Genomic DNA, 19,604 nt, shown 5'->3' with positions numbered 1-19,604 from the left:
AATCGCGGGCGGTGAGCAGCCGCCAAAGCTGAAGCACTTACCGCCCCGTAAAAACGCCCGGGCGACCTCGCCTGGGCGTTTTTGTATCCGAGTTTTGAAAAAGGAATCGCCCGTATGTTGGACGCCACGCTTAAATCGCAACTGAAAACCTACCTGGAGCGGGTCACCCAGCCGATCGAGATCGTTGCTTCCCTCGACGACGGCGCGAAGTCCCGCGAATTGCACGACCTGCTGGTGGAAATTGCCGGCCTGTCGAACCTCATTACCTTCAGCGCGGACGGCAGCGACGCCCGTCGCCCTTCGTTCTCGCTGAACCGCCCAGGGGCTGACATCAGCCTGCGCTTTGCCGGCATCCCCATGGGTCACGAATTCACCTCCCTGGTGCTGGCGCTGCTGCAAGTCGGCGGCCACCCGTCCAAGGCCAGTAGTGAGGTGATCGAGCAGATCCAGGCGCTGGAAGGCGAGTTCAGCTTCGAAACCTACTTCTCGCTGTCGTGCCAGAACTGCCCGGACGTGGTCCAGGCGCTGAACCTGATGGCCGTGCTCAACCCCAACGTGCGCCACGTGGCCATTGACGGTGCACTGTTCCAGGACGAAGTGGAAAGCCGCAAGGTCATGGCGGTGCCGAGCATTTACCTGAACGGCGAAGTGTTCGGCCAGGGCCGCATGGGCCTTGAAGAGATTCTCGGCAAGATCGACACCAATGCCGGTGCCCGCCAGGCCGAGAAAATCAATGCCAAGGACGCCTTCGACGTGCTGGTGGTCGGCGGTGGCCCAGCCGGCGCTGCGGCAGCTATCTATGCCGCGCGCAAAGGCATCCGCACCGGGGTTGCCGCCGAGCGTTTCGGCGGCCAGGTGCTCGATACCCTGGCCATCGAGAACTTCATCTCGGTGCAGGAAACCGAAGGGCCGAAGCTGGCCACGGCGCTGGAAGAGCACGTCAAGCAGTACGACGTCGACATCATGAACCTGCAGCGCGGCGAAGCGCTGATCCCGGCCACCGACGGCGGCTTGCACGAAGTGCGCCTGGCCGGCGGTGCCTCGCTCAAGGCCAAGACCGTGATCCTCGCTACCGGCGCCCGCTGGCGCGAAATGAACGTGCCCGGCGAGCAGGAGTACCGTGCCCGCGGCGTGGCCTACTGCCCGCACTGCGACGGCCCGCTGTTCAAGGGCAAGCGCGTGGCAGTGATCGGCGGTGGTAACTCTGGCGTTGAAGCGGCCATCGACCTGGCCGGCATCGTCGCCCAGGTGACCCTGATCGAGTTCGACAGCCAGCTGCGTGCCGACGCCGTGCTGCAACGCAAGCTGCACAGCCTGCCGAACGTCAAGGTGATCACCAGTGCGCTGACCACCGAGGTGGTGGGCAATGGCGAGAAGGTCACCGGTCTGCGCTACAAGGACCGCAGCACCGAGCAGGTCCATGACCTGGCGCTGGAAGGCATCTTCGTGCAGATCGGCCTGCTGCCGAACACCGACTGGCTCAAGGGTACCGTCGAGCTGTCCCCGCGTGGCGAGATCATCGTCGACGCCAAGGGCCAGACCAGCATCCCCGGTGTGTTTGCCGCCGGTGACGTGACCACGGTGCCGTACAAGCAGATCGTCATTGCGGTGGGTGAGGGGGCCAAGGCATCGCTGGCGGCGTTCGACCACCTGATCCGTACTTCGGCGCCGGCGTAACTTTCGCTGGCCTCTTCGCGGGCAAGCCCGCTCCCACAGGTACATCACAGGTTTTGAAAACTGTGACATCCCTGTGGGAGCGGGCTTGCCCGCGAATGCGTTGGAACTGGCGAAACGCAACCTGAAGGGTGTCTATGATTACGGCATCCACTTCGGGAGCCACACCCATGACCCTGATCAGCCGCGAACCCTGGTGGCTCGTGCCACCCAAGCCCGGGCAGAAAGAGCAGGACCTGCACTGGGGCTACCTGGAAATCTACGCCGACGGCCGTACCGTGTTCGTCGACCAGCGCCCCAGCGAGCGGGAGCTGGCCGAACGCAAGAGCTGCCGCAACTTCCCCGACAGCGAGTAACCGGGCTTAGCCTTCCAACTGAGCCAGGCGTGCCTCCAGCGCGGCAACCCGTGCTTCCAGCGCTTCGATACGCTCCTCCGACGCCGCACCGGCGGCCCCGCGTGCGCCCCCTTCGTGCTGGCGCGCGGCCAGAATCGCCTCGATCTCTGCCGGGTCGCCCAGGGCATGGGTGTAGCGGTCTTCGCGCTGGCCGGCCTGGCGCGGCAGGTGCAGGGCCAGGCCGCGGGAAATCAGGCGCTCCAGCTGGTGCTGGATCTGCTCGGTGTCGTCGAAGTCGTGCAGGCGGTTGCTGCGGCTCAGCAGTTCGTTCAGCGTCTGCGGGCCGCGCAGGAACATCAGCCCCATCAGCACCAGTTGCGCCGGCACCAGCTCCAGGCCCTTGTCCACCCGCTGTTCCCAGCGGTCGGCGCGGCTGCCCATCTGCAGGCGGGTCATGTCCTGCCCTTCGAGGGCGCGCAGGGCCTGGCCGACCTGGCCGGGGGATAGGTTCATCACCGGCTCCCGGCTGGTCTTCTGGTTACAGGCCAGCACCAGGGCATTGAGGGTCAGGGGGTAGGTTTCCGGGCTGGTGGCCTGCTTCTCGATCAGCGAACCGAGCACGCGGATCTCGACGCTGCTGAAACGGCCTTCGCCGGTGTTTTCGTGTTCTGACATGGCCCTGTCTCGTTGCGAGGGAAAAGGCCACTAGCCTAGGTAAAGCGCCATCGCGGGGCAAGCCCGCTCCTACAGGTCATGTATGCCCCTGCGGGAGCTGGCTTGCCGGCGACAGCGCCCTCAGGCGCTGCGCGGCTGCATCCCGCCACAGGCCGCTGCGGTAAACAGCACATCGGTAGACGAATTCAGCGCCGTCTCTGCCGAGTCCTGCAGCACGCCGATGATGAAACCGACCGCCACCACCTGCATGGCCACCTCACTGGGGATGCCGAACAGGCTGCAGGCCAACGGGATCAGCAGCAGTGAGCCGCCAGCCACACCCGAGGCACCGCAGGCGCAGATCGACGCCACCACGCTCAGCAGCACGGCGGTGGGGATATCCACGGCAATGCCCAGGGTGTGCACGGCCGCCAGGGTCAGTACGGTGATGGTGATCGACGCACCGGCCATGTTGATGGTCGCTCCCAGCGGGATCGACACCGAGTAGGTGTCTTCATGCAGCCCGAGCTTCTCGGCCAGGGCCAGGTTGACCGGGATGTTGGCCGCCGAGCTGCGGGTGAAGAACGCGGTGATGCCGCTTTCGCGCAGGCACAGCAGGGTCAGCGGGTAGGGGTTGACCCGCGCCTTGCAGAACACGATCAGCGGGTTGACCACCAGTGCCACGAACAGCATGCAGCCGATCAGCACCCCCAGCAGGTGCAGGTAGCCCAGCAGTGCATGCAGCCCGGACTGGGCCAGGGTCGAGGTGACCAGGCCGAAGATCCCCAGCGGGGCGAAGCGGATCACCAGGCGCACCAGTTGCGTCACCGCGTTGGACAGGTCATCGACCATGGTCCGGGTGCTGTCGCTGGCATGGCGCAGGGCCACCCCCAGGCCGATGGACCAGGTCAGCACGCCGATGAAGTTGGCGTTGACCAGCGCGCTGACCGGGTTGTCCACGGCGCTCAGCAGCAGGTTCTGCATCACCTCGGTGATGCCGCCGGGGGCGCTCAGGGAAGCTTCGCTGGCGTTCAGCTCCAGATGCGAGGGGAACAGCATGCTGGCGCCGACGGCCACCACGGCGGCGGCGAAGGTGCTCAGCAGGTACAGGGCGAGGATCGGGCGGATGTGGGTTTGCTGGCCCTGGCGGTGGTTGGCGATCGAGGCCATCACCAGCACGAACACCAGCACCGGCGCCACCGCCTTGAGGGCGCTGACGAAGACTTTGCCGAGGAAGGCCAGTTTCAGAGCGATGGCGGGGGCGAGCTGGGCGAGGGCGATACCGGCCAACAGGCCGATGCAGATCTGCGTCACCAGGCCGGTGCGGCCGATGAGGCGGAGGATGGGGGACATGTGCAGCACAACTCTGTTACGTGAAAGGGCGCGACTTTAGCACATCCGGCGTGGGCGCCAGGCGAACAGCGCGATCCCTGTAGGAGCCGGCTTGCCGGCGATGAGGCCGGCCCAGGTGCTAGCTGGCACCGGCTGCGCCGGTGATCGCCGGCAAGCCGGCTCCTACAGGGATCGCGCAGGCCTGGAGGTTACGCGACCCCTGTAGGAGCGGCCTTGTGCCGCGATGGGGCGCGCAGCGGCCCCAGGATTTCAGCATCATGAAAAATTGCCGGGGGAGCGGCTCACCAGTGAAAGAGCTCCCGACGCGCACCCTCGGTGATCGCCACGATGCCCGGGTGCTTGACCTTGCGCTCCACCGAAATGGCATAGAACGACTCGGTCACCGCCTCGGTCTGGCCGATCAGGCGCACGCCGTATTGCCGGCACACCTCTTCGGCGATCACGCTGGGCGCCACGAAAATGCCGCTGCCCGACTGGCCGAAGGCTTGCATCAACGCGCTGTCGTCGAACTCGCCGACGATGCGCGGCTGTACCTGCTGCTCGGCCAGCCAGCGCAGTAGACGGCTGCGCAGCACGGTTTCCTGGCCGGGTATCAACAGTGGCGCGTCGTCCAGGCAGGCAGGGAAGGGCGCGGCCAGGCGCTCGGCCAATGCCGGGGTGGCGAAGAAGCTCAGCCCGCACTCGCCAAGCTTCTGGCTGTAGCCCTTGATGTCCAGGTGGCTGGGCATGGGGCTGTCGGAGATCACCAGGTCCAGGCGCTGGATCGCCAGGTCCGCCAGCAGGCGTTCGAGCTTGTCCTCGCGGCAGTTGATGCGCAGCACCTCGTCCAGCTCCATGGTTGGCGCCAGCAGGCGATAGACGATCGACTTGGGCACCACGTCGGCCACCCCCACGCGGAACAGGATCTGCTCCTGGGGCCCGGCGCGCAGCATGGCCTCCAGCTCGCCGCCCAGCTGGAACATCTGCTCGGCGTAGCCCAGCGCCTGGCGGCCGGTTTCGGTCAGCTCCAGCTGGCGGCCAACACGTTGGAACAGCTCGATGCCCCAGGTTTGCTCGAACAGGCTGATCTGCCCGCTGATGGTCTGCGGCGTGAGGTTCAGCTGTTCGCTGGCCCGCGCGATGCTGCCGGTGCGGGCCACGGCCCAGAAGTAGTGAAGCTGGCGGTAATTAAGCATGGCGGCTGCCGATTCGGGAAAACCGAAGTATATACGCTGAAAATACGAATTTTCTGGATGTTTCAGCCTCACTAGAATGCCAACCCATCAGGCGCACTGGCGCTGCCCGGAATCGACAAGCGAGGACACCATGCTACAACTCAAATCCATCGGTACCCCTTTGGTGCTGGCCCTGGCGCTGTTTGCCATGAGCGGTTGCGACCAGGCCGAGAAATCTGCCCAGCAGATGCTCGACCAGGCCGCGCAGTCGGCCAAGCAGGCCATCGACAAGACCAACGAAGCCGCCCAGCAAGCCCTGAGCGATGCGGTCGGCAGCGATGGCAAGGCCAAGGCCGAAGACGACAAGAAAGACACCCAGGACATCTGACCGGAAGCAGGACTGAACCATGGAATACTTGCTGGAACTCGCCGCTAGCCCCACCGCCTGGGTTGCCCTGGCCACCCTGGTGGCCATGGAAGTCGTGCTCGGCATCGACAACCTGATCTTCATCTCCATCCTCACCAACAAGCTGCCCGAAGCCTACCGCTCCAAGGCCCGGCGCATCGGTATCAGCATGGCCCTGATCATGCGCCTGGCGCTGCTCAGCACCGTTGCCTGGATCGTCCAGCTGACTGAGCCGGTGCTCGATGTGTTCGGCCATGCCTTCTCGTGGAAGGACATGATCCTCATCGCCGGTGGTTTGTTCCTGCTGTGGAAGGCGACCAAGGAGATCCACGAAAGCGTCGACCCCCATGGTGCCAAAGAGGAGTCCAAGACCGGCAGCGTGGTGACCATCGGCTTCACCGCGGCGATCTTCCAGATCTTGCTGCTGGACATCGTCTTCTCGATCGACAGCATCATCACCGCCGTGGGCATGACCGAGCACCTGCCGATCATGATCATCGCCGTGATCAGCGCCGTGATCGTGATGCTGGTGGCGGCCGACCCGCTGGCCAAGTTCATCAACGACAACCCGACCGTGGTGATGCTGGCCCTGGGCTTCCTGATCATGATCGGCATGACGCTGATCGCCGAAGGTTTCGGTGCCCATGTGCCGAAAGGCTATGTGTATGCGGCCATGGCGTTCTCCACCGCCATCGAGGTGCTCAACATCATGGCTCGCCGGGCGCGTTTGAAGCGTGAGGCGGCCGAAGGCTGATTCAGGCCCGAACCCATCGCGGGGCAAGCCCGCTCCCACGCTATCGGCACGGCCGGCGTGGGAGCGGGCTTGCCCCGCGATGCTTTTATCGATCGGTCAAAAGATCAGTGCGCCCCGGCATGCCGCCGTGCGCGGTGCGCAACCTGTGGCTTGGCCAGTGCCTTGGGGGCCAGGTGGTGCGGGTGGGAATGCCGGCGCACGATGCGCAACACCCCCCAGAGCATGGCGGCAGCGACGCTAAGCCACATACCCACCAACATCAGAATTGCCATTGTCAGGCTCATGTGTGCCTCCATCTCTACGGCGAGCCAGGCTCGCCCTCCAGACACAGCTTTAGTCTAGCTGGCGCCCTGTGACGTTCAATTGACCGAAGGTCTGGTACTTGTGCCGTTTCGTTCCTAGCCCGCACCGGGCTATACCCGCGCGCCCCGGCGCCCTATGATCGGAGCCCAGGGCCGGGCGTCGCCTGCCTGGCATCGGAACAAGCGAGTGCCCATGTTGCAATCACCCTCCAAACACCGTCGTCTATTGGCCGCCTGCCTGGTCGCCGCCACCTTGTGTGGCTGCGCAAGCGCTCCGCCGCCGGCCCCCCGAGGCGAGCCGCAACGCACCGAACTCAGCAGCGTGCCGTTCTACCGTGGCAACGCCAACCACAGCGGGGCCATGGCCCTGGCCGCCGTGCTGTCGCAGCAAGGCGCACCGATCACTCCGGGCTTGCTGGACAAGGCGCTGGGCCTGCCGCAGGGCGCCGAGGCGCTGGACACCGGTATCCCGCGGGTGGCGCGCGAGTACGGCAAGGTGGTCTACCCGCTGGACAAGCAGCTGGACGCCTTGCTCACCCAGGTGGCCGCCGGTTACCCGGTGCTGGTGCGTTATCAGGAAGGTTCGATGTGGTGGAGCGAGCCGCGTTACGCGGTGCTGATCGGCTACGACCGCTACAAGCAGCGGGTGCTGCTGCGCAGTGGCATGCACCGTCGGCAGTTGATGAAGTTCGCGGACTTCGAGTCGGCCTGGGCCAACGAGGGCAGTTGGGCAGTGCTGGTGCAGTCGCCACGCCAGTTGCCGGCACGGGTGGACCGTGCGCGCTGGTTGCAGGCGGCGGATGAACTGGCCCGCTCGGGGCAGGAGATAGCAGCTAAGCAGGCGGTCAACAGCCTGGGTCATTGAAACCTGTGAACCGGGGCTGCTTTGCAGCCCATCGCGGGCAAGCCCGCTCCTACAGGGGATCGCAGTCTCCTGTAGGAGCGGGCTTGCCCGCGATGGGCCGCAAAGCGGCCCTGAAGGCTTACGCGAAAGTCGTTTAGAAGCCCAGACGGTCACGCAGGCTGTAGTACCAGGCGCCGAGGGCGCTGAACGGTACACGCAGCATCTGGCCACCCGGGAACGGGTAGTGCGGCAGGCCGGCGAAGGCGTCGAAACGCTCGGCCTGGCCGCGCAGGGCCTCGGCCAGCACCTTGCCCGCCAGGTGGGTGTAGGTCACGCCGTGGCCCGAGCAACCCTGCGAGTAGTAGATGTTGTCGCCGATGCGACCTACCTGCGGCAGGCGCGACAGGGTCAGCAGGAAATTGCCGGTCCAGGCGAAGTCGATCTTCACGTCCTTGAGCTGCGGGAAGGCCTTGAGCATTTTCGGGCGGATGATCGCTTCGATGTTGGCCGGGTCACGGGCGCCGTACACCACGCCACCGCCGAAGATCAGGCGCTTGTCGCCGGTCAGGCGGTAGTAGTCGAGCAGGTAGTTGCAGTCCTCGACGCAGTAGTCCTGCGGCAGCAGGGTGCGGGCCAGCTCGTCGCTCAGCGGCTCGGTGGTGATCACCTGGGTACCGCACGGCATGGACTTGGCGGCCAGCTCCGGCACCAGGTTGCCCAGGTAGGCGTTGCCGGCGACGATGATGAACTTGGCGCGCACTTTACCCTGCGGGGTGTGCACCACCGGGTTGGCACCGCGCTCGATGCGCACGGCCGGGGTCTGCTCATAGATGATGCCGCCCAGCGACTCGACCGCGGCGGCTTCGCCCAGGGCCAGGTTCAGTGGGTGGATGTGGCCGCCGCTCATGTCGAGCATGCCGCCCACGTAGCTGTCGCAGGCGACCACTTCACGGATGCGCTTCTGGTCCATCAGCTCCAGCTGGGTGTGGCCGAAGCGTTCCCACAGGCGCTTTTGCGATTCCAGGTGGCCCATTTGCTTGCTGGTCAGGGCGGCGAACACGCCACCGTCTTTCAGGTCGCACTGGATATTGTACTTGGCCACGCGCTCGCGGATGATGCGCCCGCCTTCGAAGGCCATCTTGCCCAGCAGTTGGGCTTCTTTAGGGCCGACGGTGCGCTCGATCACGTCGATGTCGCGGCTGTAGCTGTTGACGATCTGGCCGCCGTTACGGCCCGAGGCGCCAAAGCCGACCTTGGCGGCCTCGACGATGCTCACCTTGAAGCCGTTTTCCAGCAGGAACAGCGCGCTGGACAGGCCGGTGTAGCCTGCACCGATGATGCACACATCGGTTTCCACCTCACCCTGCAGCGCCGGACGTGGCGGCACCGGGTTGGCCGAGGCGGCGTAGTAGGACTGGGGGTAGGGGGTGTTGGCCATGCTCGAGAAACCTCGTGTTTTATATTTTTAACGAATGTACCGATGCTATCAATAATAATAAACACCCGCTAGTCGTCCGGTGAAAATCCTTTACGGCCGGCACGACACGCCTCCTTTATACAAACATTTTAAGTTTCAGTAGCTTAGCGCTAAAAAAGTAGTTGACAGGGGTTTTTCAATCGGTAGAATGCGCCCCACACGACAGGCACATAGCTCAGTTGGTTAGAGCACCACCTTGACATGGTGGGGGTCGTTGGTTCGAGTCCAATTGTGCCTACCAAACATCAGAAGGGGCGATCCGCAAGGGTCGCCCTTTTTGCATTCCGGTTTTTATACGGCCCCTGTAGGAGCCGGCTTGCCGGCGATGGCGCCTGGCCTGCAAATGATGTGCTGTGGCTTATGGCTCTATCGCTGGCAAGCCAGCTCCTACAGGGATGGGTGTTTCGCAAAGTTTTTGATTTTTTTGAAAAAAAAGCTTTACAGGGTGAAAGCGCATCACTAATATGCGCCCCACACGACAGGCACATAGCTCAGTTGGTTAGAGCACCACCTTGACATGGTGGGGGTCGTTGGTTCGAGTCCAATTGTGCCTACCAAATATCAGAAGGGGCGATCCGAAAGGGTCGCCCTTTTTGTTTTCTAAAATTTTCCCTTCGCCCGCCTGGGCTTGATTCTGCTCTAATTCCTCGACGCCCCCTGCTTTGAATTGGGCAGCCTGGCGCGCGCGTCGCGACAGGTCATACGCGCTCCGAGGTTCTAAGAGGCCATGCTGGCAGGTGCGGCAAGCTTTCATCGCCTTGCGAGATGCCGCTGTACCAGTACTCCGTCGTCGTAAATGCGAGCAAATGGGAGCAACCACTGTTGAATCGCTTGCCGCTCTTTGGGTGCTAGAAAATCATCGCTGCCTTGCAGGGATTCTTTTATCGCTCGCAATGCATGATCCACCACGTTGGCGTTCGTGACCATTTTTGAGTGATTGATATAGTCATGGATCGACTTGATCAGTTGTTGATGGTCATCTGGCCTGGCAAGGCTGAGCGAGGCTGCGATGTAGCCTGCGTAGCCGCGCCTGTAAATTGCCAGCATTGCTACTGTCCGATAAAGGTCGGCTATGTTTTGCGCCTGGATGGGCAGGTGAGAGTTGTGGCTCGATGCGCTGCTGAAGAAGAAGCTCAGTTGCTCGACAGCTTGTGTCAGGGTTGAGGTCCATTGGTTGTCACGAAGCAGTGGCGGCTCACGAAGATCGCGAATTGTCAGCCGCTCATCCAGCAATTGTGCATATGCTTTTAATCGTTTGCGATGAATCAAGCGCCCCAGGCTAGAGCCGGAGGCGCGTTCCAGTTTCCAGCGTCTGACCTGTGGAAGCAGTTCTTCATTGAGCCACCGTAAGGTTGTTTCGCACGGCCACCAGCCCCTGCTGGACAGTTCGCGGTGCGTCAGGTGGTGGGGTTTCCATAGCAAATTCACCTGATCCCAAGGCGCTGCGTTGTGGTTTGTGTCGATAGCGATCACTGCATGATGGTTGGCATCAAAACGTTCCGTTGCGTGGCTGTGGAAGGGTTTGAGGAAGTTTGGGTGCCCGTCGAACATGTGCCAAGGGCTGTCGCCGTTACTGGAATCGTGAATTTGGGCAAACTCTGTGAGCCATTGCCAGGCGTCGTGGCGCATGGCACCTAACGCAACCTCGTGCGAACTGCCTTGTGCGAGAAATGGGAAGTCAACGGCCGACCAAGCTTGCTCGAGCGCTTGCAGGGCGGTGCGCATCACGTCGGTAAGTAGGTCGGCGACATCGGCAAGCTCCTGCGCGACTCGTTTCTCCAGAAGCAGTCGCCCGTTAAGCAGATCTACGATGTAGCGTTCCTTGTCGTCCGGCATTTGTCCTGCGATGAAGTTGCGGGATGGCAAAGCGACTTGATTGAACAGGAAGCGAGTGAGCAGCCACTGGTGATCAACTGTGAGGGTAACGCCCTGAAGGTCCCGTTGATGGAAGTCGAAGGCTGCTGTAGCACGTGGTGACTCCTCGTCAGGCAGGAAGACGCTTAAGGAGAACCAAGGGCCATGGTACAGCCAGTGACTGCCTTCGTAGCGAATGCTGGTGTAATCATCTAGGGGGCCGGTCAGTGTCCCTGGGGCATTGGCTGTTTGGCGTAGGTGTTCGCTCAACTTGTCGCGCTGCCCGACCAATGCCTTGGCTTGGTGCGCGATGTGGGGGCGGGGGTCAAATACGGATTTGGACACGAGGTCGAAGAAACCCACGCGCTCTTGCCAAAGATTGGCGAATGCCTCGATATGCGCACCAGGAAAGAATTTCGCCAGTAGATCGGGGTGGCGTTGGAACTTTAGTGTCAGGTCATGTCCTGTCCATACTTCGCCTTCAATACCTGCTTTCCTCAGTCGTTGTCGCGCTTCAATCCAATGCTGGCCCATCGGGCCGAGGTCCTGCTGCGCCAGGATCAAGGTAAAGGAGCGGCTCAGTGGTGCCCAGGGGCCGTTGAGGAAATCATTGATAGCATTGTTCAGGCTGCTCGAGGTGAAGTTGCGCCAGGCTTTACATTCGAATACGTGTAGGGCATGGCTGTCATCGCTCGCCTCGGCGAACAGGTCGATACCGCCCTGGAATGTGCCGCTGCGTCCCAGGCGATGGCAGCCGACCAAGGTATGTTCTTTACTTAGGAGCCACCAGCAGAGTTGTTCGAAAGCGTCACCCGGCATGTTGAAGTCCAGCACGTAAGAGGTGCGCGGATAATGTCGTGGATCTGCCGTGACGCCTGCCAGCGCATGCAGGTGAGGTGGCCAGTCCTGCGGGAGTTGCAGGGCCCTGGAATTGTCGGATCCATGGCATGAAACCTTCAATTTACGCTCCTCGTGTCGGCGTCAGCATGATTTCGGCGTGGTCATCATCGTTCAGTGGCGAGCGATCAGGCAACTCACGGCTTGTGACATTGTGCGCGTGGGGTGGGTACGGCTGTCGTGCTAGAATCCGCGCCTTCGAATCTGGAGGTACGCGCGTGCGCAAACTGGCTGTGGTAATGGCGGTGCTGGCCCTGGCAGGCTGTAACAACGAGGTCGAAGGGGTGCACAAGCAGGTGGCCGAACACCTGAACAACCCCAAGACGGCCAAGTTCGCCAACGTGCGTTTCGACACCAATGGCTCCATCTGCGGCCAGGTGCGTGGCAAGGATGACGCCGGGCAGTACGAGGCCTATCGCAGCTATGTGGCCATCAAGCATGACGGCCAGTACGACATCCTCATGGGCGGCGCCGAGAATGACCTGCGCATCCGCGAAATCTGCGGCGGCGCCGACCTGCAGCGCCGCGCCGACGAGTTGGCCGACCAGCCTGCGCCGGAAGGCTGGGATGTCGAGGTGATCCAGGGCCCGAACATGGGCGCCCTGACCGACATGACCGCGCGTTTGATCGAAAAGGGCATCCCGTCCTGGGTCGAGTATCGCGACGGCAAGCCGGTGGTCCTGATGGGGCCGTTCCCGGGCAAGCCTGAGGCCGATGCGCGCCAGGCCGAGGTGATGGCCAAGCTTGGGACCGACTCGATCGTTATCCAGCATGGCGTGAAGCGCTGAGTCCTCCTTTCTGTAGGGGTCGGCTTTCCGGCGATGGCGTCTGGCCTGCAAATAGTTGTACTGGGGCTGTTGGCCTCATCGCCGGCAAGCCGGCTCCTACAAAGGCTGCGCAGTACGCCTGCAGGCCCGGAACAGACAGCGCCGCTTCAATGTCACAGCTATGCTGACAAGGGCGGATGTTGAGTGGGGGAGGCCTCATGGCAACGCTGGAACGGGCCATTGCGGTGGCCACCAGGGCACATGAAGGGCAGGTCGATAAAGGTGGGGCGGCGTACATCCTCCACCCGTTGCGGGTGATGGCGCGGGTGATCACCCCTGAGCAACGCATCGTCGCCGTGCTGCACGATGTGCTGGAAGACACCCAGGTGACGCTCTCGGACCTTGCTCGCGAAGGTTTCCCGCTTAAAATCCTCGCCGCCCTGCTGGCCTTGAGCCGGCGCCAGGGCGAAAGCTACGAAGCCTTCGTCATTCGCCTGGGTGTCGACCCGCTGGCCCGTGAGGTGAAGCTGGCCGACCTTGCCGACAACAGCGACCTCAGCCGCATCGCCCGCCCAGGCCCGGCCGACCTGGCCAGGTTATCCCGCTACCAGCAGGCCAGCGCCTACCTGCAGACCTTGGGCTGATTGGCAGTCAGTCTTCTTTCGGTACTGTCCAGAAAATCTGGATGCCGCCATCGTCGCGGTGGGCGAGGGTGACGTTATCGTTCTCGGCGATTTCATCCAGCAAGGTGGCCCAGTCTTCAGGCGTTTCGTGCGCCAGGCGGAAAATCAGCGCGGCGCGGCTGCGCTGGGCGGTGGGGCTGTTGATGATCTTCTGGATACGCTGACCGAGTTGTTCGTAGCTGCCGGGAGTTGCGACGGGAGTGCTGGCCACAGGATGTTCCTTGTTTGCTGTATGTGCATACAGTATTCAAGTGTAGGCCGTTTCGCAATATCACGTAAGCATCTGAATGAAATCGCGGGGCAAGCCCGCTCCCACGCTATACATGCCGTGGGAGCGGGCTTGCCCCGCGATAGGGCCGTTACAGGGGATCAGTATTCCCAGAAGATCCGCTGCAGCTCCTTGCTGTCCTGGGTCTTGGTCATCGCCACCATGGCCAGAATGCGTGCCTTCTGCGGGTTCAGGTCATGGGCTACTACCCAGTCGTTCTTGTCGTCAGGCTGCTCGGCGTTGCGCAACACGAAGCCACCCTGGTTGACGTGGGACGAGCGAATGATCTGCACGCCGTTCTTGCGCAGCTCCTGCAGCGCCGGCACCACCCGCGACGACACCGAACCGTTGCCGGTACCGGCATGGATCAGCGCCTTGGCGCCGTTCTGTGCCAGCGCCTTGTAGGCGGTGTCGGTCACGTTGCCATAGCCATAGGCGATGTCCACCTGGGGCAGGGCGCTGATGTTCTTGATGTCGAACTCGGAGTTGACCGTGTGGCGCTTGGCCGGCAGGCGGAACCAGTACGACTTGCCCTCGACCACCATGCCCATCGGGCCCCAGGCGCTCTTGAACGCTTCGGTCTTGATGTTCACCGACTTGCTCACGTCGCGGCCCGACTGGATTTCATCGTTCATGGTCACCAGTACGCCCTTGCCGCGCGACTGCTTGTCGCCGGCCACCGCCACGGCGTTGTACAGGTTGAGCATGCCGTCGGCCGACATGGCCGTGCCCGGGCGCATCGAGCCCACCACTACGATCGGTTTGTCGGTTTTCTCTACCAGGTTGAGGAAGTAGGCGGTCTCTTCCAGGGTGTCGGTGCCGTGGGTGATGACGATGCCATCCACGTCCTTGCTGTCGGCAAGCTCGGCCACACGCTTGGCCAGTTTCAGCAGGTCGTCGTTGCTGATGCTTTCCGAGGCGATCTGCATCACTTGCTCGCCGCGCACGTTGGCAATGTCGGCCAGCTCCGGTACCCCGGCAATCAGCTTGTCGACGCCCAGTTTGGCGGCCTGGTAGGTGGCGCTGTTGGCGGCGCTGGCGCCGGCGCCGGCAATGGTGCCGCCAGTGGCCAGAATCACCACGTTGGCGAGTTTCTGTTGTTGTTCGGCCTCTTTGGCGCTGGCCATCGAAGGCAGGGCCAGCAGCAGGGCCAGGGCGGCAGGGGTGAAGGTTTTCAATGCGGTATCGATCATTTCTGCTTCTCTCTTCCAAATGAGATGGTTGCTGTGTGTCGCCAGCTGTTCACGCAGATTTCGTACCAGAGTTACCGTTCGTCGCTTTTCATCTTCAAGTCATTGATATTCATGATGACTATTTTTGACATGTGCGGCTGCTACACATTCCGTGGTTCGGCAACCCGAACAAGCATAGAAAAGCTGTTCGGTTTTTCGGACAAATTGCGGATAATCCGAGGCGCGCCACAAAAAAGGTTTGCGATGTGGATTTGACAAACGCGGGGTCTGTTTCCATAGTGAGTCACCGCAAACGTTTGCATCCGATAAAAAACACAAAATTCGGAGTCAATTCCATGAAACTGCCGTTCTCCGGCCGCCCCTTGGCCATCGCTGTATTGTCATCCCTGATGCTCGTGTCCGCCGCCCACGCCGAAGACAAGCCCAAGGTCGCGCTGGTGATGAAGTCCCTGGCCAACGAGTTCTTCCGCACCATGGAAGACGGCGCCAAGGCCTATCAAAAAGATCACCCCGCCGACTTCGACCTGGTGGCCAACGGCATCAAGGACGAAACCGACACCGGCAACCAGATCCGTATCGTCGAGCAGATGATCGCCACCGGTGCCAAGGCCCTGGTGATCGCCCCGGCAGACTCCAAAGCCCTGGTGCCGGTGATCAAAAAAGCCATGGACGCCGGCATCACCGTGGTCAACATCGACAACCGCCTCGACCCCGAAGTGCTCAAGAGCAAAGGCATCAGCGTACCCTTCGTAGGCCCGGACAACCGCAAGGGCGCGCGCCTGGTGGGTGACTACCTGGCCCAGCAAAAACTTAAAGCCGGCGACCAGGTGGGCATCATCGAAGGTGTGCCGACCACCACCAACGCTCAGCAGCGTACCGCAGGCTTCAAGGACGCCATGCAGGCGGCGCAGATGAAGATCGTCTCGGTGCAGTCGGGCAACTGGGAGATCGACAAGGGCAACGCCGTGGCCGCCTCGATGCTCAACGAATATCCCGAGCTGAAGGCGCTGCTGGCCGGCAACGACAGCATGGCCCTGGGCGCGGTATCCGCCGTGCGCGCCGCTGGCAAGACCGGCCAGGTGCAGGTAGTGGGTTACGACAACATCAACGCCATCAAGCCGATGCTCAAGGATGGCCGCGTGCTCGCCACCCTTGACCAGGCCGCCAGCCAGCAAGCCGTGTATGGCATTCAGGCAGCGCTGAAGATGATCAAGGGCGAGAAGCCCGACGTGGATGCCGACAACGTCATCCAGACGCCGGTACAGCTCATTACCCAGTGACCTGATGCCCCCCCTGTAGGAGCTGGCTTGCCAGCGATCACCGGCAAAGCCGGTGCCATCCACCGCGGTGGCCGCATCGCAGGCAAGCCTGCTCCTACAGGGGCGTGATGAATTGATACGTCGAGAGAGGTGGCCATGTCGGCCCATGAAGTAGTGCTCAGCGTCACCGGCCTGGGCAAGACCTACGCCCAGCCCGTGCTCGGCGATGTCACGCTGGAACTGCGCGGCGGCGAGGTGCTGGCCCTGACCGGCGAGAACGGCGCCGGCAAGTCGACCCTGTCCAAGCTGATCAGCGGCCTGGAAACCCCCACCACCGGGCACATGCGCTACCGCGGCCAGCCCTACGGCCCCGCCAGCCGCACTGAGGCCGAAAGCCTCGGCGTGCGCATGGTGATGCAGGAACTCAACCTGCTACCCACCCTGACCGTGGCGGAAAACCTGTTCCTCGACAACCTGCCCGGGCGCCTGGGCTGGATCAACCAGAAGCGCCTGCGCCAGTTGGCCACCGCCGCCATGGCTCAGGTCGGCCTGGACGCCATCGACCCCGACACCCCGGTGGGCGAGCTGGGCATCGGCCATCAACAAATGGTCGAGATCGCCCGCAACCTGATCGGCGACTGCCACGTGCTGATCTTCGACGAACCCACCGCCATGCTCACCGCCCGCGAGGTGGAGCTGCTGTTCACCCAGATCGAGCGCCTGCGCCAGCGCGGCGTGGCCATCGTCTATATCTCTCACCGCCTCGAAGAGCTGCAGCGCGTAGCCCAGCGCATTGCCGTGCTGCGCGACGGCAAGCTGGTGTGCGCCGAGCCCATCCAGCGCTACAGCAGCAACGAGCTGGTCAACCTGATGGTCGGCCGCGAGCTGGGCGAGCACATCGACCTCGGCCGCCGGCAGATCGGCGCGCCGTTGCTCAAGGTCGACAAGCTCAACCGCGCAGGCAAAGTGCGCGACGTGTCGTTTGAAGTCCGGGCAGGGGAGATCTTCGGCATCTCCGGCCTGATCGGCGCCGGGCGTACCGAGCTGCTGCGCCTGATCTACGGCGCCGACCGCGCCGACAGCGGCACGGTCGCCCTCGGCCAGCCGCCGCAGGTGCGCAACATCGATTCGCCCAAGGCCGCGGTGAACGCCGGCATCGCCCTGATTACCGAAGACCGCAAGGGCGAAGGCCTGCTGCTGTCGCAGTCGATCAGCGCCAACATCGCCCTGGGCAACCTCGGCGCCGTGTCCCGCGCCGGCGTGCTCGACAGCACCAAGGAGCGCAGCCTGGCCGAACGCCAGATCAGCGCCATGCGCATCCGCAGCGCAAGCCCGGCCCAGGCCGTGGGCGAGTTGTCTGGTGGCAACCAGCAAAAAGTGGTGATCGGCCGCTGGCTGGAGCGCGACTGCCAGGTGCTGCTGTTCGACGAGCCCACCCGCGGCATCGACGTCGGCGCCAAGTTCGACATCTACGGCCTGCTGGCCGAACTCGCCCGCCAGGGCAAGGCCCTGGTGGTGGTGTCCAGCGACCTGCGCGAGCTGATGTTGATCTGCGACCGCATCGCCGTGCTCTCGGCCGGCCGCCTGATCGACACCTTCGAGCGCGACCATTGGAGCCAGGACCAGCTGCTCGCCGCCGCCTTTGCCGGTTACCAGAAACGTGATGCCCTGCTGCACGACGCAGCCCCCAGGATGGATGCATGAAAACCACACCCCTCGACACCCCGGGCAGCGCGCCCGCACGCCGCAGCGGCACTTACCTGGGCCTGGGCACCTACCTGGGCCTGGCCGGCGCCTTGCTGGCGATGATCGTGCTGTTCTCCATGCTCAGCAGTCATTTCCTCTCGTACGCCACCTTCAGCACCCTGGCCAACCAGATCCCCGACCTGATGGTGCTGGCGGTGGGCATGACCTTCATCCTGATCATCGGCGGCATCGACCTGTCGGTGGGCTCGGTGCTGGCCCTGGCCGCCTCCACCGTCAGCGTGGCGATTCTCGGCTGGGGCTGGAGCGTGCTGCCGGCGGCGCTGCTGGGCATGGCCATCGCTGCCCTGGCCGGGAGTATCACCGGCAGCATCACCGTGGCCTGGCGCATCCCTTCGTTCATCGTCTCGCTGGGCGTGCTGGAAATGGCCCGGGGCCTGGCCTACCAGTTCACCGACTCGCGCACCGCCTACATCGGCGATGCCTTCGCCTGGTTCTCCAACCCGGTCGCCTTTGGTATTTCGCCGGCCTTCATCATCGCCCTGGCAGTGATCGTGCTGGCCCAACTGGTGCTGACCCGCACCGTGTTCGGCCGCTACCTGATCGGCATCGGCACCAACGAAGAGGCCGTGCGCCTGGCCGGCATCGACCCGCGCCCTTACAAGATTCTGGTGTTCGCCCTGATGGGCCTGCTTGCCGGCCTGGCTGCGCTGTTCCAGATTTCCCGCCTCGAGGCCGCCGACCCCAACGCAGGCTCCGGCCTTGAGCTGCAGGTGATCGCCGCCGTGGTGATCGGCGGCACCAGCCTGATGGGCGGGCGCGGCTCGGTCATCAGCACTTTCTTTGGTGTGCTGATCATCTCGGTGCTGGCCGCAGGCCTTGCGCAGATCGGCGCCTCGGAGCCTACCAAACGCATCATCACCGGGGCGGTGATCGTCATCGCCGTGGTGCTCGACACTTACCGCAGCCGGCGCGCGAACCGGCGGAACTGAAACCATGGCAACCATCAAAGACGTCGCGGCACTGGCGGGTATTTCCTACACCACCGTGTCCCATGTACTGAACAAGACCCGCCCGGTCAGCGAGCACGTGCGCCTTAAAGTCGAGGCCGCCATCGCCGAGCTGGACTACGTGCCCAGCGCCGTGGCCCGCTCGCTGAAGGCGCGCAGCACCGCCACCATCGGCCTGCTGGTGCCCAACAGCGTCAACCCGTACTTCGCCGAGCTGGCCCGTGGCATCGAGGATGCCTGCGAGCGCAACGGTTACTGCGTGATCCTGTGCAACTCCGACGATGACCCGCAAAAGCAGCGCAGCTACCTGCGCGTGCTGCTGGAAAAACGCATCGACGGCCTGGTGGTGGCCTCGGTGGGCGAGGACCGTGACCTGCTCGACAGCCTGAGCTGCGTGCGCACCCCCATGGTCATCGTCGACCGCGCCCTGGAGGGCGTAGAGGCCGACCTGGTGCGCATCGACCACGAGCACGGCGCGTATCTCGCCACCCGCCACCTGCTGGAGCTGGGCCACCGCGACATCGCCACCATTGCCGGCCCGGTCGACACCGGCGTCAGCCAGTTGCGCCTGGCCGGGTTCCGCCGGGCCATGGCCGAGGCCGGGGTGAGCATCGCCGCCGGCCACGTGCTGCACAGCGACTTCACCAGCCCCGGCGGGCATGCCGCAGCGGCGCGCCTGCTGGACGGCCAGCGGCCCACGGCGATCTTCGCCGGCAACGACATGATCGGCTTTGGCGTGCTGCGCGCCGCTGCCGAACGCAACATCAACGTGCCCGGCGAGCTGTCGGTGATCGGCTTCGACGACATCGAGCTCAGCCGTTACGTGTACCCGGCGCTGACCACGGTCGGCCAGTCGATCCGCGAGCTCGGCGAAAACGCCGCCGCCTTGCTGTTGTCGCGCATCACTGCGCCGCGCAAGGGCGAGGCCGAGCAGCGCATCGTCGCCCCGCGCCTGGTGCTGCGCGAATCCACCGGGCCGCGCCCGGACCTGTTCAACGATTACCGTTAAGGAAATA

General features: G+C 63.5%; 19 protein-coding genes and 2 tRNA genes. 13 read left to right on the top strand and 8 right to left on the bottom strand.

Annotation, left to right across the window (positions count from 1 at the left end):
* Positions 1 to 114 precede the first annotated feature (114 nt).
* Both ahpF and ACI2KK_RS12920 read left to right on the top strand, forming a co-directional pair.
* Positions 115 to 1,677 (top strand): alkyl hydroperoxide reductase subunit F, encoded by a 1,563-nt coding sequence (gene ahpF / locus ACI2KK_RS12925; RefSeq protein WP_404669187.1) that lies wholly within the window; start codon positions 115 to 117, stop codon positions 1,675 to 1,677.
* 167 nt (positions 1,678 to 1,844) lie between these two features.
* Positions 1,845 to 2,030, top strand: a complete 186-nt coding sequence (locus tag ACI2KK_RS12920) for a hypothetical protein (RefSeq protein ID WP_217839320.1) — start codon at positions 1,845 to 1,847, stop codon at positions 2,028 to 2,030.
* Positions 2,031 to 2,036: 6 nt separating this feature from the next.
* On the opposite strand, the gene ACI2KK_RS12915 is transcribed toward ACI2KK_RS12920, so the two are convergent.
* From ACI2KK_RS12915 to nhaR, 3 genes are all read right to left on the bottom strand, one after another.
* The gene (locus ACI2KK_RS12915; RefSeq protein WP_217839319.1) at positions 2,037 to 2,684 is read right to left on the bottom strand and encodes a YceH family protein; all 648 of its coding nucleotides are present in this window, start codon (positions 2,682 to 2,684) and stop codon (positions 2,037 to 2,039) included.
* Between the two features lie 120 nt (positions 2,685 to 2,804).
* Positions 2,805 to 4,016, bottom strand: a complete 1,212-nt coding sequence (gene sstT, locus ACI2KK_RS12910) for a serine/threonine transporter SstT (protein WP_404669186.1) — start codon at positions 4,014 to 4,016, stop codon at positions 2,805 to 2,807.
* A 281-nt stretch (positions 4,017 to 4,297) separates the two neighbouring features.
* Entirely contained in the window at positions 4,298 to 5,191 is an 894-nt protein-coding gene (gene nhaR, locus ACI2KK_RS12905) for a transcriptional activator NhaR (protein WP_404669185.1), read from the bottom strand.
* A 130-nt stretch (positions 5,192 to 5,321) separates the two neighbouring features.
* Between nhaR and ACI2KK_RS12900 the strand changes: the two genes are divergently transcribed.
* Positions 5,322 to 5,558, top strand: a complete 237-nt coding sequence (locus ACI2KK_RS12900; protein ID WP_217839316.1) for a hypothetical protein — start codon at positions 5,322 to 5,324, stop codon at positions 5,556 to 5,558.
* 19 nt (positions 5,559 to 5,577) lie between these two features.
* Positions 5,578 to 6,330 (top strand): TerC family protein, encoded by a 753-nt coding sequence (locus tag ACI2KK_RS12895; RefSeq protein ID WP_217885586.1) that lies wholly within the window; start codon positions 5,578 to 5,580, stop codon positions 6,328 to 6,330.
* Between the two features lie 104 nt (positions 6,331 to 6,434).
* Here the strand turns inward: ACI2KK_RS12895 and ACI2KK_RS12890 are convergent, their stop codons facing one another.
* A complete protein-coding gene (locus tag ACI2KK_RS12890; RefSeq protein ID WP_217839314.1) occupies positions 6,435 to 6,614 on the bottom strand; it encodes a hypothetical protein in 180 nt (59 codons plus the stop codon).
* A gap of 154 nt (positions 6,615 to 6,768) precedes the next feature.
* On the opposite strand from ACI2KK_RS12890, the gene ACI2KK_RS12885 reads away from it, so the two are divergent.
* A complete protein-coding gene (locus ACI2KK_RS12885; protein ID WP_404669184.1) occupies positions 6,769 to 7,497 on the top strand; it encodes a peptidase C39 family protein in 729 nt (242 codons plus the stop codon).
* 133 nt (positions 7,498 to 7,630) lie between these two features.
* On the opposite strand, the gene ACI2KK_RS12880 is transcribed toward ACI2KK_RS12885, so the two are convergent.
* Positions 7,631 to 8,914: an FAD-binding oxidoreductase gene (locus ACI2KK_RS12880; protein WP_217839312.1), complete on the bottom strand. Its 1,284-nt coding sequence runs from the start codon at positions 8,912 to 8,914 to the stop codon at positions 7,631 to 7,633.
* Between the two features lie 203 nt (positions 8,915 to 9,117).
* Here ACI2KK_RS12880 and ACI2KK_RS12875 point away from each other — a divergent pair.
* Positions 9,118 to 9,194: transfer RNA gene (locus tag ACI2KK_RS12875), tRNA-Val, on the top strand.
* Between the two features lie 239 nt (positions 9,195 to 9,433).
* A tRNA-Val gene (locus ACI2KK_RS12870) sits at positions 9,434 to 9,510 on the top strand.
* A gap of 193 nt (positions 9,511 to 9,703) precedes the next feature.
* Here the strand turns inward: ACI2KK_RS12870 and ACI2KK_RS12865 are convergent.
* On the bottom strand, positions 9,704 to 11,767 hold the full coding sequence (locus tag ACI2KK_RS12865; RefSeq protein WP_404669183.1) for a hypothetical protein: 2,064 nt from the start codon (positions 11,765 to 11,767) through the stop codon (positions 9,704 to 9,706).
* 155 nt (positions 11,768 to 11,922) lie between these two features.
* Here ACI2KK_RS12865 and ACI2KK_RS12860 point away from each other — a divergent pair, with 155 nt between their 5' ends.
* Both ACI2KK_RS12860 and ACI2KK_RS12855 read left to right on the top strand, forming a co-directional pair.
* Positions 11,923 to 12,492, top strand: coding sequence for an SPOR domain-containing protein (locus ACI2KK_RS12860; protein WP_404669182.1), 570 nt, complete (start codon positions 11,923 to 11,925; stop codon positions 12,490 to 12,492).
* Positions 12,493 to 12,689: 197 nt separating this feature from the next.
* Positions 12,690 to 13,115 carry a GTP pyrophosphokinase gene (locus ACI2KK_RS12855; RefSeq protein ID WP_217839310.1) on the top strand — a complete coding sequence of 142 codons (426 nt, stop codon included), beginning with the start codon at positions 12,690 to 12,692 and terminating at the stop codon, positions 13,113 to 13,115.
* Between the two features lie 7 nt (positions 13,116 to 13,122).
* Here the strand turns inward: ACI2KK_RS12855 and ACI2KK_RS12850 are convergent, their stop codons facing one another.
* Entirely contained in the window at positions 13,123 to 13,365 is a 243-nt protein-coding gene (locus tag ACI2KK_RS12850; RefSeq protein ID WP_217885584.1) for a DUF1654 domain-containing protein, read from the bottom strand.
* 158 nt (positions 13,366 to 13,523) lie between these two features.
* The gene (locus ACI2KK_RS12845) at positions 13,524 to 14,615 is read right to left on the bottom strand and encodes an asparaginase (protein WP_217839308.1); all 1,092 of its coding nucleotides are present in this window, start codon (positions 14,613 to 14,615) and stop codon (positions 13,524 to 13,526) included.
* 335 nt (positions 14,616 to 14,950) lie between these two features.
* Here ACI2KK_RS12845 and ACI2KK_RS12840 point away from each other — a divergent pair, with 335 nt between their 5' ends.
* From ACI2KK_RS12840 to ACI2KK_RS12825, 4 genes are all read left to right on the top strand, one after another.
* Positions 14,951 to 15,895, top strand: a complete 945-nt coding sequence (locus ACI2KK_RS12840; protein WP_404669181.1) for a sugar ABC transporter substrate-binding protein — start codon at positions 14,951 to 14,953, stop codon at positions 15,893 to 15,895.
* A 135-nt stretch (positions 15,896 to 16,030) separates the two neighbouring features.
* Positions 16,031 to 17,578, top strand: a complete 1,548-nt coding sequence (locus tag ACI2KK_RS12835; RefSeq protein ID WP_404669180.1) for a sugar ABC transporter ATP-binding protein — start codon at positions 16,031 to 16,033, stop codon at positions 17,576 to 17,578.
* Positions 17,575 to 18,570 carry an ABC transporter permease gene (locus tag ACI2KK_RS12830; protein WP_217885580.1) on the top strand — a complete coding sequence of 332 codons (996 nt, stop codon included), beginning with the start codon at positions 17,575 to 17,577 and terminating at the stop codon, positions 18,568 to 18,570. Before ACI2KK_RS12835 ends, ACI2KK_RS12830 begins: the two co-directional genes overlap by 4 nt.
* Positions 18,571 to 18,574: 4 nt before the next feature.
* Positions 18,575 to 19,597, top strand: coding sequence for a LacI family DNA-binding transcriptional regulator (locus ACI2KK_RS12825; RefSeq protein WP_404669179.1), 1,023 nt, complete (start codon positions 18,575 to 18,577; stop codon positions 19,595 to 19,597).
* Positions 19,598 to 19,604 lie beyond the last annotated feature (7 nt).

This window comes from Pseudomonas sp. NPDC089406, from assembly GCF_044900265.1.
In the GTDB taxonomy this organism is placed as follows: domain Bacteria; phylum Pseudomonadota; class Gammaproteobacteria; order Pseudomonadales; family Pseudomonadaceae; genus Aquipseudomonas; species Aquipseudomonas fakonensis.
Note: the sequence above shows the minus strand (reverse complement) of the source record. Positions and strands in the feature narration are given on the sequence as shown.

Coding starts and splice junctions, on each gene's coding strand:
- ahpF (WP_404669187.1), top strand. CDS start 115: ATGTTGGACGCCACGCTTAAATCGCAACTGAAAACCTACCTGGAGCGG.
- ACI2KK_RS12920 (WP_217839320.1), top strand. CDS start 1,845: ATGACCCTGATCAGCCGCGAACCCTGGTGGCTCGTGCCACCCAAGCCC.
- ACI2KK_RS12915 (WP_217839319.1), bottom strand. CDS start 2,684: ATGTCAGAACACGAAAACACCGGCGAAGGCCGTTTCAGCAGCGTCGAG.
- sstT (WP_404669186.1), bottom strand. CDS start 4,016: ATGTCCCCCATCCTCCGCCTCATCGGCCGCACCGGCCTGGTGACGCAG.
- nhaR (WP_404669185.1), bottom strand. CDS start 5,191: ATGCTTAATTACCGCCAGCTTCACTACTTCTGGGCCGTGGCCCGCACC.
- ACI2KK_RS12900 (WP_217839316.1), top strand. CDS start 5,322: ATGCTACAACTCAAATCCATCGGTACCCCTTTGGTGCTGGCCCTGGCG.
- ACI2KK_RS12895 (WP_217885586.1), top strand. CDS start 5,578: ATGGAATACTTGCTGGAACTCGCCGCTAGCCCCACCGCCTGGGTTGCC.
- ACI2KK_RS12890 (WP_217839314.1), bottom strand. CDS start 6,614: ATGAGCCTGACAATGGCAATTCTGATGTTGGTGGGTATGTGGCTTAGC.
- ACI2KK_RS12885 (WP_404669184.1), top strand. CDS start 6,769: ATGATCGGAGCCCAGGGCCGGGCGTCGCCTGCCTGGCATCGGAACAAG.
- ACI2KK_RS12880 (WP_217839312.1), bottom strand. CDS start 8,914: ATGGCCAACACCCCCTACCCCCAGTCCTACTACGCCGCCTCGGCCAAC.
- ACI2KK_RS12855 (WP_217839310.1), top strand. CDS start 12,690: ATGGCAACGCTGGAACGGGCCATTGCGGTGGCCACCAGGGCACATGAA.
- ACI2KK_RS12845 (WP_217839308.1), bottom strand. CDS start 14,615: ATGATCGATACCGCATTGAAAACCTTCACCCCTGCCGCCCTGGCCCTG.
- ACI2KK_RS12840 (WP_404669181.1), top strand. CDS start 14,951: ATGAAACTGCCGTTCTCCGGCCGCCCCTTGGCCATCGCTGTATTGTCA.
- ACI2KK_RS12835 (WP_404669180.1), top strand. CDS start 16,031: ATGTCGGCCCATGAAGTAGTGCTCAGCGTCACCGGCCTGGGCAAGACC.
- ACI2KK_RS12830 (WP_217885580.1), top strand. CDS start 17,575: ATGAAAACCACACCCCTCGACACCCCGGGCAGCGCGCCCGCACGCCGC.
- ACI2KK_RS12825 (WP_404669179.1), top strand. CDS start 18,575: ATGGCAACCATCAAAGACGTCGCGGCACTGGCGGGTATTTCCTACACC.